Genomic DNA, 13,779 nt, shown 5'->3' with positions numbered 1-13,779 from the left:
CGCCTGACTGGTTTGTTGCACCGGGCGCCGTCGGCGCCTCGGCGTGCGACGGCGGCGTCCCACCGTGCAACACCGTCGACCAGGAGTGCACCATGACCGAAGCCGGATCCACCGTCCCGCGCCGCCAGCTCGGCCGCCAGACCAAGGCCCTGCGCGTCGCCGCCGGCTACACCGCCGAGATCGCCGCCGACGAACTCGGCTGGTCCCGCCACAAGATCTGGCGCATCGAGACCGGCCGCGTCGCCCCCACCAAGTCCGACGTCATCGCCCTCAGCCAGCTCTACCACGCCGACGAACAGACATCCGATCTACTCGTGACTCTGGCTGGAGAGGCCAAGGCAAAGAACTGGTGGCACGCGTATGGGGATGCGCTGCCCTCGTGGTTCGTGCCGTTCATGGACCTTGAATCCACAGCAAGCGACATGCGCAGCTACGACGCCGAGTTGGTGCCGGGGCTGTTGCAGACCCCCGACTATTGCTTCGCAATTTGTCGAGCGTCGACGAATGACAGCACCGAGGACATCGAGAAGCGTGTGGCTCTGCGGATGCGGCGCCAAGATCTGCTGACCCGGGAGGAACCGTCCGCGCCACACGTATCGATGATCCTCAACGAAGCTGTTCTCCGACGAGCCGTTGGCGACCGTCGGGCGATGCGGAAACAGCTTGAGCACGTCATCGAGTGCACGGACCTTCCCAACGTCGACGTGCGTGTCTTCCCGTTTTCCATGGGGCAGCACGCTGCGATGGCGTCGTCGTTCGTGATTCTCGAATTCCCGGATCGGCAGGACCCCGGAGTCGTGTACCTGGAGTCGTACATCGGCGGTCTGTACCTTGACAGGGCGAAAGATCTGACCAGGTACAACTTCGTGATGCGCGATCTGGAATGTCGGGCGCTCGATCGGCTTCAATCGAGGGACTTCATCCAGGCGGCGGTGAAGGAGATGTGAGCGATGGACCTGACCTCAGTCGAGTGGAGAAAGAGCATCCGCAGCAACGGCACCGGCGGCAACTGTGTCGAGGTGGCGACCGGGACGCGGGTCGTCGGGGTGCGGGACAGCAAGGACCGGGACGGCGGAACGCTGGTGGTGGGGCCTGCGGCGTTCGCGGCGTTCACCGACGCGGTGAAGTACGGCCGGCTCGGCTGACGGGCGACGGGACGTCCGCCGCACCGGGCCGGACCGGTACGGCGGATGTCCACAGTGGACTCAGGTGAGCCGGAACAGGACCGCGTCGCCCGCGGCCAGCGACAGGTCGAGCGCGCCGGGGGAGACGGTGCGCCAGGAGTCGGAGACGGCGTCGTAGCGGGCGACCGCGCCGACCGCCGACCCGGTGGTGAGGCGCGACGTGGCCACCGCGGTACGGCTGCGGTTCGCGGCGAGCACGTAGCGCGCGGTCCCGGCCGGGTCGGTGAACCGTCCGATCACCAGCGCGCTGCCGGTGGCGGCGGAGATGTCGTCGTCCGGCGTGAACCCGGTCGCGCCGGTCGGCAGCGGCGACTCGTTCGCGTGCTGCACGCTGGCCGACACGAGCGGCTTGAGTACCCGGCCGACGGGCGCCAGCCACTGGCGGTTGAGCTTCTTCGCCGCGTCGTACCGGGGAGTGCGGTGGCCGTCGAGGGTCATCAGCGCCGGCTGGAAACCCTCACCGCGGGCGGGATCCGGTGTCCAGTAGGTGAAGTACTGGATGCCCTTGGCGCCGTACGCGAGGCTCACGTTGACCTGCCAGGCCAGGTCCGCCGCCGTCGGCGTCGCGTGCCCGTTGTACGCCAGCGTCTGGATGTACGTCCACGCCGGCACACCCGCCGCCAGCGCCTGCGCCCGCATCCGCGCCCAGTTGTCGAAGTAGCCGGCGTCCTCGCCCGACGCCACGATCGGGTACCGGTCGAAGGACAGCTGCGACGGCGCGACCGCGTCCACGAACCCCTTGACGTACGTGTCGTAGCCGGAACCGTTGCCCGGCAACAGGTTCGCGTACGCCAGCAGGTCCGGCGCCGCCGCCCGTACGATCCCGAAAGCCTTGCCCAGACTGGGAAAGATGCCCGCCCACGGCTCGTCGAACAGGTTGAACCCGGCCAGCGACGGATGCTTCGCGTACGCGTCGAGGGCCCGCTGCACCAGCTCCCGCGCGTCCGCCGAGGTGATCGACATCGGCACCGAACGGTCGTCGGAGATGGTGAACCAGCGCGTCATGTTCCGGATCTGGGTGTCGTCGGAGACGAGCACCCGCAACCCCACCTGGTCCGCGCAGCCCAGCAGCCACCCGATGATGTTGCCGTCGTCGGCGTAGTTCCCCGACACCACGAACGTGAAGCCCGCGTCCGCGATCTCCTGGTACCGCGCCACACTCGTCTCGTACGGCGGGGGCGGCCAGAAGATCCCGATCGGGAACTCCGGCCCGCCCACCAGCGGCAACCCGCTCACGTCCCGCGGCCGTACCGCCCGCCCGGTCGCCAGTGCCGCGCCCGCCGGCAGCGCACCCACCGAACCGCCCAACGCCACGGCACCCGCCGCGGCCGCACCGACGCCGGCGGCGCGGAGCAACCCCCGCCGTCCGATGACCATGTCGGACTCGTCCACCATGCCCACCTCCACCAACCGAACAGGCTCGATCGGTGAAGGATCCTTGCACGCCGGGTCACATACGTAAAGACAAGTTCACACCCCTGAACCGGCCGCCGAGCCCGCAGTACCACGAGACTGGGGTGCATGTGGGGCCACACCGCACTCAGCGTGCTCGAACTCGCCGGCATCTTCGTCTTCGCCATCTCCGGCGCCCTGACCGCCATCCAGAAAGGCTTCGACGCCGTCGGCATCCTCGTCCTCGCCGAAGTCACCGCCCTCGGCGGCGGCGTCCTCCGCGACCTCGTCATCGGCGCCACGCCACCCGCCGCGTTCCAGCACCTCGGCTACCTGCTCGTACCCCTCGCCGCGGCCGCCGTCGCCTTCGTCGCCCACCCCGTCGTCGAACGCCTCGCCTTCACCGTCCTCCTCTTCGACGCCGCCGGCCTCGCCCTCTTCTGCGTCACCGGCACCCTCATCGCGTACGCCCACGGCCTCGGCTCCGTACAGTCCGCCGTACTCGGCGTCGTCACCGGCGTCGGCGGCGGCCTCCTCCGCGACGTCATCGCCCGCCAGACCCCCGCCCTCGTCCGCGTCGACACCGACCTCTACGCCATCCCCGCCATGGCCGGCGCCGCCGCCGTCGCCCTCGCCCACCACACCGCCATCCCCGTACCCGTCTACGCGCCCCTCGCCGCCGCCCTCATCTTCGCCTTCCGCCTCACCGCCATGCTCCGCCACTGGAAAGCCCCCCAAGCCCTCCGCACCGGCACCCGCCCATCACGCAGCGAGGCATGATCGCGCGGTGGTCGACGGGCCGGGCAGCGTGGTTTTCCCGGGGTGTCAGGACCGGTGAACGACCAGCACGTGGGTGGCGCGGTGTGTGGGTGGTGTGGTTTTCCCGGGGTGTCAGGACTGGTGAACGAGCGTCTCGTGGGGAACAGGTGACCGTGGCTGGGAGGCACCCCGCCTACTTCGGGGGTTTCCAAAGGGGGCTGCCCAGTTTGGCAGGAGAGAGTGCGAGAGAGGACGGAGTCCTCTCTCGCACCCCCAGGCCCCGGCCCGGGGCGGCGAACACCGGGGTGACACGGCACAGCAACGCGCGCCATCCCGTACCACTGGAGTCCCGCAGCACGGCAAGCGCCCCCGGCACCCACGCTGGCGTACAAAGAAAAACGAAGCGGGGCGCCCCCCGAAGGGAACGCCCCGCACCGTCGCGCGATGTCGTTACAGGCCGAGATCGGCCTCGAACGCGCCACCTTCCAGCCGCTCCTTGACGGTGGCCAGGAACCGCGCCGCGTCCGCCCCGTCGATGAGCCGGTGGTCGTACGACAGCGCCAGGTACACCATCGACCGCGGCACGATGATCTCGCCGAGCTGCGGGTCGTCGACGACGACCGCGCGCTTCACGACGGCGCCGGTGCCGAGCATCGCCACCTGCGGCTGCGGGAAGATCGGCGTGTCGAACAGCGCGCCCCGGCTGCCCGTGTTGGTCAGCGTGAACGTGCCGCCGGCCAGCTCGTCCGGGCTCACCTTGTTGTCGCGGGTGCGCTCGGCGAGGTCCGCGATCCGCCGCGCCAGACCGGCCAGGTTCAGGTCACCGGCGTTGTGGATGACCGGCACCAGCAGGCCCCGGTCGGTGTCCACGGCGATGACCAGGTTCTCCTGGTCGTGGTACGTGACCGTGTTCTCCTCGGTGTTGATCGAGGCGTTCAGCTTCGGGTGCTCCCGGAGCGCCTCGACCGCCGCCAGCGCGAAGAACGGCAGGAACGACAGCTTCACCCCGTGCCGCTGCTGGAACTCGGCCTTCGCCTTGTTCCGCAGCCGCGCGATCGTCGTGACGTCGACCTCGATCACGGTGGTCAGCTGCGCCGACGTCTGCAGCGACTCGACCATCCGCTTCGCGATCACCTGCCGCATCCGCGACAACTTCTCCGTACGCCCGCGCAACGGACTCGGCGCCGACTTCGCCGCGGGCGCGGCGGCCGGCGCGGCCTGCGCCGGGGCCGGCTTCGCGGCGGCGGCCTTCTTCGCCTCGGCCGCGTCGAGCACGTCCTGCTTGCGGATCCGCCCACCCACACCGGTACCGGACAGCGACGCCAGGTCGATGCCGTGCTCGGCGGCGAGCTTGCGTACCAGCGGCGTCACGTACCCGGAAGGGCCGTCGCCGGAGCCGTTCGCCGACGGTGCCGGCGCGGCGGGTACGGCGACCGGCGCGCTCTGCTGCACCGGCTCGGCGGTCGGCGGGGCCGGCTTCGCCGCGGGCGCCGCGGGAGCGGGCGCGGCCGGAGCCGGGGCAGCGGGCGCCGGCGCGGCCGGGGCCGGGGTCGGCTCGGGCGCGGCGGCCGGCGCGGACGCGGCCTGGCCGGAGCCGATCACCGCGAGCACCGTCCCGACGTCCACCGTCTCGTCCTGCTGGACTCGGATCTCCTGCACCGTGCCGGCGGCCGGCGACGGGATCTCGGTGTCCACCTTGTCCGTCGACACCTCCAGCAGCGGCTCGTCCACCTCGACGGTCTCGCCGACCTGCTTCAGCCACCGGGTCACGGTGCCTTCGGTGACCGACTCGCCGAGTACCGGCATGGTCACGTCGGTACCACCGGCGGACGGTGCGGCGGCCGGTGCCGGCGCGGCCGGGGCCTCCTGCGCCGGAGCGGCGGGGGCCTCCGCCGCGGGTGCTGCCGGGGCCGGGGCCTCCGCCGGGGCGGCGGCCGGCTCGGCGGCCGGAGCCGGCGCGGCCGGCGCGTCCTCGCCCTCACCGGCGATCTGCGCCAGCTCGGCGCCCACCTCGACCGTCTCGTCCTCCGGTACGACGATGCGCGACAGCACACCGGACGCCGGGGACGGGATCTCGGTGTCGACCTTGTCCGTGGAGACCTCAAGCAGCGGCTCGTCGGCCTCCACCCGGTCGCCTTCCTGCTTGAGCCACCGGGTGACGGTGCCTTCGGTGACACTCTCTCCGAGCTGCGGCATGGTGACCGAGGTCGGCATGGGTACGACTCCTCGTGAAGTTCGAAGCTGGTGCGTCGAACGGGCGCGATCAGCTATGGACGTGCAACGGCTTTCCGGCGAGAGCCAGGTGCGCCTCGCCGAGCGCCTCGTTCTGGGTCGGGTGCATGTGGACGAGCTGGGCGACGTCCGACGGGTACGCCTCCCAGTTGTAGATCAACTGTGCCTCACCGATCAGCTCGCCGACCCGGGAACCCACCATGTGGATCCCCACGACGGGGCCGTCGGTCGCCCGTACCAGCTTCACGAAGCCCTGGGTCTTGAGGATCTGGCTCTTCCCGTTGCCACCCAGGTTGTAGTTGAGCGTCTCGACCGAGCCGTACTTCTCGCGCGCCGCGGCCTCGGTCAGCCCCACCGAGGCCACCTCCGGCTCGCAGTACGTCACACGCGGAATGCCCGTCTCGTCGATCGGCGTCGGCGCCAGCCCGGCGATCTCCTCGGCGACGAAGATGCCCTGCTGGAACCCGCGGTGCGCGAGCTGCAGGCCCGGCACGATGTCACCCACGGCGTACACGTTCGGTACCGAGGTGCGCAGCCGCTCGTCGGTACGCACGAAGCCGCGCTCCAGGACGACGCCCTGCTCGGCCAGGCCCAGGTCGGCGGTGACCGGGCCGCGCCCCACCGCGACCAGCAGCAGCTCCGCGTCGAACGTCGTCCCGCCCTCGATCGTCACCCGGACGCCGTCGGCGGTCTTCTCCACCCCCGTGAACGGGGTGCCGGTGCTGAACGCGATCCCGCGCTTCCGGAACGCGCGCTCGACCGCCTTCGACACCTCCTCGTCCTCCGCCGCGACCAGCCGGGGCAGCGCCTCCACGACCGTCACGTCCGCGCCGAACGACCGCCACGCGCTCGCGAACTCCACGCCGATCACGCCGCCGCCGAGTACCACGACCGAGGACGGCACGTGGTCCAGCTCCAGCGCGTGCTCCGAGGTGAGGATCCGCTCGCCGTCCACGTCCAGCCCAGGCAGGGACTTCGAGTACGAGCCGGTGGCGAGCACCAGGTTGCGGCCGGTGACCCGCTGGCCGTTCACCTCGACCGTGGTCGGGCCGACCAGCCTGCCGGCGCCCTCGATCGTGGTGATGCCGCCGCGCACCTTCAACGTCGACTGGAGCCCCTTGTACAGCCGGGAGACGACCCCGTCCTTGTACTTGTTGACGCCCGCCATGTCGACGCCGTCCAGGCTCGCCCGCACCCCGAACTGGGCGGCCTCGCGCGCCGCGTCCGCCACCTCGCCGGCGTGCAGCAGCGCCTTCGTCGGGATGCAGCCCCGGTGCAGGCAGGTACCGCCGACCTTGTCCTTCTCGATCAGTGCCACCGACAGGCCGAGGGTGCCGGCGCGCAGGGCCGTCGCGTACCCCCCGCTGCCGCCGCCGAGTACGACCAGGTCGAAGTGGGAGTCCGTGCTCATGCCTCGCCCCGACCTCCGGCCGTCATCGTGGTCGACACCGCTCCGCGTTCACGACTCATGGTTCGCTCCTCGCGGTGAGCGACCGGCGCGCTGGGATCCCCACCGCCGGTCTGCGCTCACGTCGTCTCCTGTGTCACTGTCGTGCCGGGGTCATCCTGTCACCTCGGGCTGAACGGCCGCTCATGAGTCCCGCCACAGCCCATCACGTGACACGTCGTCACCCTCGGCCACGGTAACCGCGGGGTCGCCGCCGGCGCTCCCCGGCCCGTACCCTGATCCGGCGCAGCGGACGAGGGAGGGCACAGGTGGGACTGTTCGGCCGGCGACGGAGTGCCTCGAACGGGCGGGGCCGGGCCGGGCTCCCGGCCGACGTCGAGCATCTCGAACGCTTCGCGGCGAGCCGCCCCGGCGTCGAGGCGTACCTGGAGCCCGGCACCCTGATGACCGAGCCCACCGTCATCCTGATCAGCGCCGACGGTGAATGGACCCGCCGCCGCCTCGGCCCCAACGCGGCGCACGCGCTCGGCCGCCGCCTCGCCATCCCCGTGTACGAGGTGGCCAAGCTCGGCTACCCCAGCGGATGCGCGACTACAACGCCCGCCAGAACGCCGTCCAGAACGCCCGGCAGCGCGCCGGCCGCACCGACTGACCGGCGCCGCGGGGCGGAACCGGGCGCACCCGGCGTTCCGTGGCGCATCGCCCGCGAAGGCACGCACCGTCACGGAGCGTCGGGTACGCCCCGGCGTCGCTCAGCCGTTCTCCGCGATGTCGGTGACCAGCCGCAGCAGCGTCCGTACCGGTACGCCGGTGGCGCCCTTGGGCAGGTAGCCGTACTCCTCGCCCTCGTGGTACGCGGGGCCGGCGACGTCGATGTGCGCCCAGTCCACGCCCTCCGCCACGAACCTGCTGAGGAAGTAGCCGCCCTGCAGCATGTGCCCGGCCCGCTCCATCCCGCTCGCCACCTGGAGCAGGTCCGCCACGTCCGACTTCATCAGCTTGGCGACCTCCTCCGGCAGCGGCATCGGCCACATCGCCTCGCCGACCGCCTCGCCCGCCAGGCGTACCCGGTCGTGCAGGGACTCGGAGCCCATCACGCCCGCGACCCGGCCGCCGAGCGCGATGACCTGGCCGCCGGTCAGCGTCGACGTCTCGAACAGGTAGTCCGGGCCGTCCTCGCAGGCCCGCGCGATCGCGTCGGCCAGCACCATCCGGCCCTCCGCGTCGGTGTTCAGCACCTCCACCCGCGAGCCGTCGTACATGGTGACCACGTCACCCGGCCGGTACGCCGAGCCGCTCGGCATGTTCTCCGCCATCGGCAGGTACGCGACGACCTCGACCTTCGGCTTCAGCGCGGCGACCGCGAGCATCGTGCCGGCCACCGCCGCCGCGCCCGCCATGTCGCTCTTCATCTCCCACATGCCCTTGGCCGGCTTGATCGACAGGCCGCCCGAGTCGAACGTGATGCCCTTGCCGACCAGCGCCACCTTCGCCGCCGCCCGCCCCTTCGGCGAGTACGCCAGGCGCACCAGCCGCGGGCCCGCCGGGGATCCCTCGCCGACCGCGAGGATGCCGCCGTACCCGCCCTTGCGCAGCGCCTTCTCGTCCAGTACCTCGACCGACAGGCCGGCCTTGCCCGCCACCGCCGCGACCGACGCGGCGAACGCCGGCGGCCGCAGCTCGTTCGGCGCCGAGTTCACCCAGTCCCGGGTACGCGCGACCGCGGTGCCGACCGCCGTCGCCCGCTTCAGCTCGGCCCGCGCCGTCTTGTCCTTCGCGTCCGGTACGACCACGCGCACGCTGCCGACCGGCCCCCGCTCACCCGGTACGGGACGCGACCGGTACCCGGCGAACCGGTACCCGCCGAGCGCCGCGCCCTCCGCCGCCGCGGCCGGCTCCGGCAGTACCAGGGCGACCGTGCCGCTGCCGGCGAGCGCGCGGACCGCGGCACCGGCGGCCCGGCGTACCGACTCGGTGGCGGCGTGGCCGGTGGCGGCGGCGGAACCGAGCCCGGCGGCGGCGACCACCGGCGCGGGCACCGTGCCCAGCGTGGCCAGCTTCGTCACCTCCCCGGCGGCACCCGTCGCGCCCAGCAGCACCAGCGTCTCCACCAGCCTTCCGCCGAACGCGGCGTCCAGTTCGGCCGCGCCGGGCGCCAACGTGGGGGCGCCGTCCGACTCGTACAGCCCGACGACGACCGCGTCGACGGCGAGAGTGGCGGGATTGTGGTCAGCGAGGGCGAGCGAGGTCACGCGATGCCTCCGGTTCACGGATACGGGATCGGCCACGAGTCGCGTGGCCGGCCCCGGGTCGACGTCGACGCCGGGGCCGCAGACGATGCTAGAGCCACCGGGACGTTCCCGCGGAGCCACCGGGACGTTCCCTCGGTGTGCCGTGCGGCGGGCCCGGCACGGCGACGGTCCCGCTCCGGGAGACGTCGGGGGGTGCGGGTAGGTTGCCACCCATGACCGACGACCTCCTGCGCTCTCCGCTCCACGAGAAGCACCAGGCGCTCGGCGCGAAGTTCGCGGCGTTCGGCGGCTGGCAGATGCCCCTGGAGTACGCGGGGGGTGGGGTGATCGCGGAGCACACCGCGGTCCGCGAGGCGGTCGGCGTGTTCGACGTGTCGCACCTGGGCAAGGCCACCGTGCGCGGCCCCGGCGCCGCCGAGTTCGTCAACCGGTGCCTCGCCAACGACCTCGACCGGATCGGCGCCGGCCAGGCGCAGTACACGCTGTGCTGCGACGACGCGACCGGCGGCGTGGTCGACGACCTCATCGCCTACCGGTACGCCGACGACCACGTCTTCCTCATCCCGAACGCGGCGAACACCGCCGAGGTGTGCCGCCGCCTGGCCGCCGTCGCGCCCGCCGGGATCACCGTGACCGACCAGCACCGGGAGTACGCGATCGTCGCGGTGCAGGGGCCGCGGTCCGGTGCGCTGCTCGACCGGCTCGGCGTGCCCACCGACCACGGGTACATGAGCTTCGTGGACGCCACCGTCGACGGGCATCCGGTCGTCGTGTGCCGCACCGGATACACCGGCGAGCACGGGTACGAGCTGGTCATCGCCTCGCAGTACGCGCCGCCGGTGTGGGACGCGCTGCTCGCGCAGGGCGCCGACCTGGGCGTCCGGCCCGCCGGGCTCGCCGCGCGCGACACCCTGCGTACCGAGATGGGTTACCCGCTGCACGGCCAGGACCTGTCGATGGAGATCAGCCCGGTGCAGGCGCGCGCCGGCTGGGCGGTCGGCTGGAAGAAGCCCGAGTTTTGGGGCCGCGCGAAGCTGGTCGCCGAGAAGGAGGCCGGCCCGGCCCGCCGGCTGTGGGGCCTGTCGGCCAGCGGCCGCGGCATCCCCCGCCCCGGCATGGCCGTGTACGTCGGGGACACGCAGGTCGGTCGGGTCACCTCCGGCACGTTCTCGCCGACGCTCAAGCGCGGCATCGCGCTCGCCCTGCTGGACACCGCCGCCGGCCTCGCCGAGGACGCCGAGGTGGAGGTCGACGTACGCGGCCGCCGGTCGCCGATGACGGTGGTCAAACCGCCGTTCGTGACGCCCTCGGTGAAGTGATGGCGGGTGCCACCTTCGAGCAGGTCCGCTCGATCGCACTCGGCCTGCCCGGCGCGGAGGAGACCCGCACCTGGGGCACCGAGACCGCGTTCCAGGTGGCCGGCAAGATGTTCGCCGTCGCCGCTCCCGAGGCACGGTACGCGACGGTCAAGGCGGCACCGGCCGAGCAGACGGACCTCGTCGCCGCCGACCCCGATACGTTCTCCGTCGCACCCACCACCGGCCGCTTCGGCTGGGTCCGCATCGACCTGTCGCGCGTCGACCCCGCCGTACTCCGCGAGCTGGTCGTCACCGCCTGGCGCAGCACCGCCCCGCGCCGCCTGACCTCCTCGTACGACGCGGAGACCTGAGCCGCGCCGGTGTCGCGCGGGCCGGGATCCGGTGCCGTCGCGCCCGTTCGAGCGGGCCGGAGCCTGCTGCCGTGACGCCCGGACGAGCCGCGCCGGTCGTGGCCGCGTCAGCAGGCGAGGACGGCGAGGGTGACCGTACCGGCCAGTTCGAGCGCGGCGCCGAGCGTGTCGCCGGTGATCCCGCCGAACCGGCGCGTCGCCCGCCGAGTCACCGCGTACGCCACGGCCACGCCGGCGGCGACCGCGACCGGCCCGAGCCAGCGGCGCCCGGGGTCGGCGGCTCCCCCGGCCGCGGCGAGCAGTACGGCGGCGGGCGCCACCACCCAGCCCGGTACGGTCCCGGCGACCAGCGCACCCAGCCCGTCCGGCCGCGCCGCCGGTACGCCCCGGCGGCAGGCGAGCGTCACCGCGAGCCGTCCCGTACCGGCGGCGACGGTGAGGGTGGCGAGCACCGCGAGCGGCGGGCGGGGGAGTACCGCGGTGAGCGCGGCGACCTGGGCGCCGAGTACGAGGAGGAGGGCGACGACGCCGAACGGGCCGATGTCCGAGCGCTTCATGATCGCCAGCGCGCGGTCGGCGTCGGCGTAGCTGCCGAACGCGTCGACCGTGTCGGCCAGCCCGTCCAGGTGCAGGGCGCGGGTGGCGAGCACCGCCGCGGCGACCACGGCGACACCGGCCAGCGGCGCCGGCGCGCCCGCCAGCCGCAGCAGCAGCGCCAGCCCGGCCAGCAGCGCGCCCAGCGCCACCCCGACCACCGGCGCCAACACCATCGCGGTACGTGCCGTGGACCGGTCGATCCGCCCGGCCCGTACCGGCAGGACGGTGAACGTGGTCAGCGCCAGGCGCAGACCATCACGCATGGACCGGTTCGTCGTCGAGGGTCGCGGCGAGCGCGAGGTGCGGCGCGAGCACACCGACCGCGGTCAGCGCGGTGCACCCGTCGCCGAGCCCCAGCCCCAGGTCGAGGAACGGCTCGAAGCCGAGCAGGTCGCACACGTGCTGGACGGCGGGCTGCCGGCCGTGGTCGGGCACCAGGCACCACCACGGCGAACTCGGCGCCAGGTCCCGGGCCAGGATCATCGCGGTCGCCGTCGCCGGGTTGTCCACCAGCACCGGCGTACGGCGGACGGCGGCGCCGACGATCAACCCGGTCAGTACGGCCAGGTCCGGGCCGCCGAGCATGGCGAGCAGCGACCGGGTGTCCCGCGAGCGCAGGCGTACCCGGTGCAGGGCGTCGCGGGCGGCGACCGCGCGGGCGATCCACGCGTCGTCGTCGATCCGGCCGGCGGTACCGACGACCCGGTCGAGCAACCCGGCCGGCTCGGCGCCCGTCGCGGCGGCCAGTACGGCGGCGGCGGCGGTGCGCACACCCGCCCCGTACGCCGCGGGGACGAGGACGTCGGCGCCTTCGTCGGCCGCCGTCTCGGCCAGCCGCCGACCCAGCGCGAACGCCGCGTCGACCTGCTCGGCGGTCAGGACGTCGGCGCGCTCCATCGCCGGCGCCGGCGCGGTGAGGCCCTCGGCCGCGAGGTCGGCGACGGTCAGCGTGGCGCCCGTACGCTCGGCGAGCCGGGCCAGCGGCGCGTCACCCGACTCGATCGCCGCGAGCTTGTCCGCGGCCACGGTCGACCCGGCGGACGCGCCGCCGGCGTGGTCCGCGCCGACCAGTACCAGCCGGATCGACGTCCACGGGCCGGGGCGGCCGGTCGCGCCGACCGCCCACGCGACCGGCTCGGCGAGCGCACCGAGCCCGGCACCGCCGGACGCGAGCGCCACGAGCCTGTCCTGCGCGGCGTTGATGGCGATCCGGTCCGGCGGGCGGATCGCGGCGATGTCGTCGTCCGGCTGGGCCGGGCCGATGTCCTCCGGCTCCTCCGCCACCTCGGCGCCGGTGTCCGGTACCGCGACCGCGGCCACCGCCTCGGCCGCAACGGGCGCCGCGGCACCGTCCGCCGGTACGGTCGCGTCGGTCGGCAGCCACACGGCGCGACCGGCCACGACCAGGGCGACCCGGTCGCACACCTCGGCCACCGCCCGGTTCACGTCGCCGAGCACGTCCGCGAACAGCCGCCCCGACCGGCTCTCCGGTACGACGGACAGCCCGACCTCCGGGCTCACCAGTACGACACGGGCGGCGGGGCTGTCGCGGACCGCCTCGGCGAGCGCGGCGACGTCCGCGGCCAGCGCGTACCGGTCGGTGTCGTCGCCGTCGCGTTCCAGCAGCAGGCCGACCCAGCCGCCGAGGTCGTCGACGAGCACGGCGCTGCCCGCCGGCACCTCCGCCAGCGCGGTACGCAGGGCGTCGGGGTCCGCGCCGCACTCGGCTGTCGTCCAGCCGTCGCCGCGCTGCTCCCGGTGCGTCTCGATGCGCCGCTGCCAGTCCGGATCGTCGGGATTCTCCCGGCCGGTGGCCAGATAGTGCCGATCCGCCGACCCGTCGGCCGCCAGCCGCTCGGCGAACCTCGACTTGCCCGAGCTGATGCCGCCCAGTACCAGTACCCGATGCGCGTCCGTCACGGGTGCCATCTTTGCCCATCGATCGGGGTTCGCGCGCGCCACCCTGGCCGCGGACCGCCCGGTGGCCGCCGACAGGGCCGATCATGAACTCCCCGGACGGCCGTCCACCCCGATAGGCTGGCAGTCCGGTACGTCGGGCGGCGGGAGTGTGGGCATGGCGTGGAGCTGGCGGTACCAGGACGCGGACGGTGCGGCGGCCACCGGCCCCGGCGAGGTGTTCGGCAGCCAGGCCGACGCCGAGTCGTGGCTCGGGCAGTGCTGGCGGGAACTGTCCGACCAGGGCGTCGCCACCGTCTCCCTGGTCGAGGACGACCGCGTCGAGTACGCGATGAGCCTCCGGCCGGAGACCACCCAGTGACCCTCCGG

12 protein-coding genes are annotated in these 13,779 nt (G+C 73.3%); 6 read left to right on the top strand and 6 right to left on the bottom strand.

Annotation, left to right across the window (positions count from 1 at the left end; all coding sequences use genetic code 11):
* The first annotated feature begins 92 nt into the window (after positions 1-92).
* Positions 93-947 (top strand): helix-turn-helix domain-containing protein, encoded by an 855-nt coding sequence (locus Aru02nite_RS02880; protein WP_203654668.1) that lies wholly within the window; start codon positions 93-95, stop codon positions 945-947.
* Positions 948-950: 3 nt separating this feature from the next.
* Positions 951-1,145: a DUF397 domain-containing protein gene (locus Aru02nite_RS02875; RefSeq protein ID WP_203654666.1), complete on the top strand. Its 195-nt coding sequence runs from the start codon at positions 951-953 to the stop codon at positions 1,143-1,145.
* Between the two features lie 60 nt (positions 1,146-1,205).
* Here the strand turns inward: Aru02nite_RS02875 and Aru02nite_RS02870 are convergent, their stop codons facing one another.
* Positions 1,206-2,579, bottom strand: coding sequence for a hypothetical protein (locus Aru02nite_RS02870; RefSeq protein ID WP_203654665.1), 1,374 nt, complete (start codon positions 2,577-2,579; stop codon positions 1,206-1,208).
* A gap of 126 nt (positions 2,580-2,705) precedes the next feature.
* On the opposite strand from Aru02nite_RS02870, the gene Aru02nite_RS02865 reads away from it, so the two are divergent.
* Positions 2,706-3,356 carry a trimeric intracellular cation channel family protein gene (locus Aru02nite_RS02865; protein ID WP_203654664.1) on the top strand — a complete coding sequence of 217 codons (651 nt, stop codon included), beginning with the start codon at positions 2,706-2,708 and terminating at the stop codon, positions 3,354-3,356.
* A 429-nt stretch (positions 3,357-3,785) separates the two neighbouring features.
* Here Aru02nite_RS02865 and sucB read toward each other — a convergent pair whose 3' ends face one another.
* The 3 genes from sucB to Aru02nite_RS02850 all read right to left on the bottom strand — a co-directional run bounded on the left by sucB (position 3,786) and on the right by Aru02nite_RS02850 (position 9,227).
* A complete protein-coding gene (gene sucB / locus Aru02nite_RS02860) occupies positions 3,786-5,549 on the bottom strand; it encodes a 2-oxoglutarate dehydrogenase, E2 component, dihydrolipoamide succinyltransferase (protein WP_203654663.1) in 1,764 nt (587 codons plus the stop codon).
* Positions 5,550-5,598: 49 nt separating this feature from the next.
* Entirely contained in the window at positions 5,599-6,978 is a 1,380-nt protein-coding gene (lpdA, locus tag Aru02nite_RS02855; RefSeq protein ID WP_203654662.1) for a dihydrolipoyl dehydrogenase, read from the bottom strand.
* Positions 6,979-7,727: 749 nt separating this feature from the next.
* Positions 7,728-9,227, bottom strand: coding sequence for a leucyl aminopeptidase (locus tag Aru02nite_RS02850; RefSeq protein WP_203654661.1), 1,500 nt, complete (start codon positions 9,225-9,227; stop codon positions 7,728-7,730).
* 212 nt (positions 9,228-9,439) lie between these two features.
* Between Aru02nite_RS02850 and gcvT the strand changes: the two genes are divergently transcribed.
* Together gcvT and Aru02nite_RS02840 are read left to right on the top strand one after the other, a co-directional pair.
* Positions 9,440-10,546 carry a glycine cleavage system aminomethyltransferase GcvT gene (gene gcvT / locus Aru02nite_RS02845; RefSeq protein WP_203654660.1) on the top strand — a complete coding sequence of 369 codons (1,107 nt, stop codon included), beginning with the start codon at positions 9,440-9,442 and terminating at the stop codon, positions 10,544-10,546.
* The gene (locus Aru02nite_RS02840) at positions 10,546-10,896 is read left to right on the top strand and encodes an MmcQ/YjbR family DNA-binding protein (RefSeq protein WP_203654659.1); all 351 of its coding nucleotides are present in this window, start codon (positions 10,546-10,548) and stop codon (positions 10,894-10,896) included. The genes gcvT and Aru02nite_RS02840 overlap by 1 nt, the downstream gene beginning before the upstream one ends.
* 107 nt (positions 10,897-11,003) lie before the next feature.
* On the opposite strand, the gene Aru02nite_RS02835 is transcribed toward Aru02nite_RS02840, so the two are convergent.
* A complete protein-coding gene (locus Aru02nite_RS02835) occupies positions 11,004-11,756 on the bottom strand; it encodes an adenosylcobinamide-GDP ribazoletransferase (RefSeq protein ID WP_203654657.1) in 753 nt (250 codons plus the stop codon).
* Positions 11,749-13,413 carry a bifunctional adenosylcobinamide kinase/adenosylcobinamide-phosphate guanylyltransferase gene (locus Aru02nite_RS02830; protein ID WP_203654655.1) on the bottom strand — a complete coding sequence of 555 codons (1,665 nt, stop codon included), beginning with the start codon at positions 13,411-13,413 and terminating at the stop codon, positions 11,749-11,751. Before Aru02nite_RS02830 ends, Aru02nite_RS02835 begins: the two co-directional genes overlap by 8 nt.
* A gap of 154 nt (positions 13,414-13,567) precedes the next feature.
* Here Aru02nite_RS02830 and Aru02nite_RS02825 point away from each other — a divergent pair, with 154 nt between their 5' ends.
* Positions 13,568-13,771, top strand: a complete 204-nt coding sequence (locus tag Aru02nite_RS02825) for a hypothetical protein (protein WP_203654653.1) — start codon at positions 13,568-13,570, stop codon at positions 13,769-13,771.
* The last annotated feature ends 8 nt before the right edge of the window (positions 13,772-13,779 follow it).

It is taken from the genome of Actinocatenispora rupis (assembly GCF_016861975.1).
Classification (GTDB): domain Bacteria; phylum Actinomycetota; class Actinomycetes; order Mycobacteriales; family Micromonosporaceae; genus Actinocatenispora; species Actinocatenispora rupis.
The sequence above is the reverse complement of the archived record's forward strand: the minus strand, read 5'-3'. Positions and strand labels throughout refer to the sequence as shown.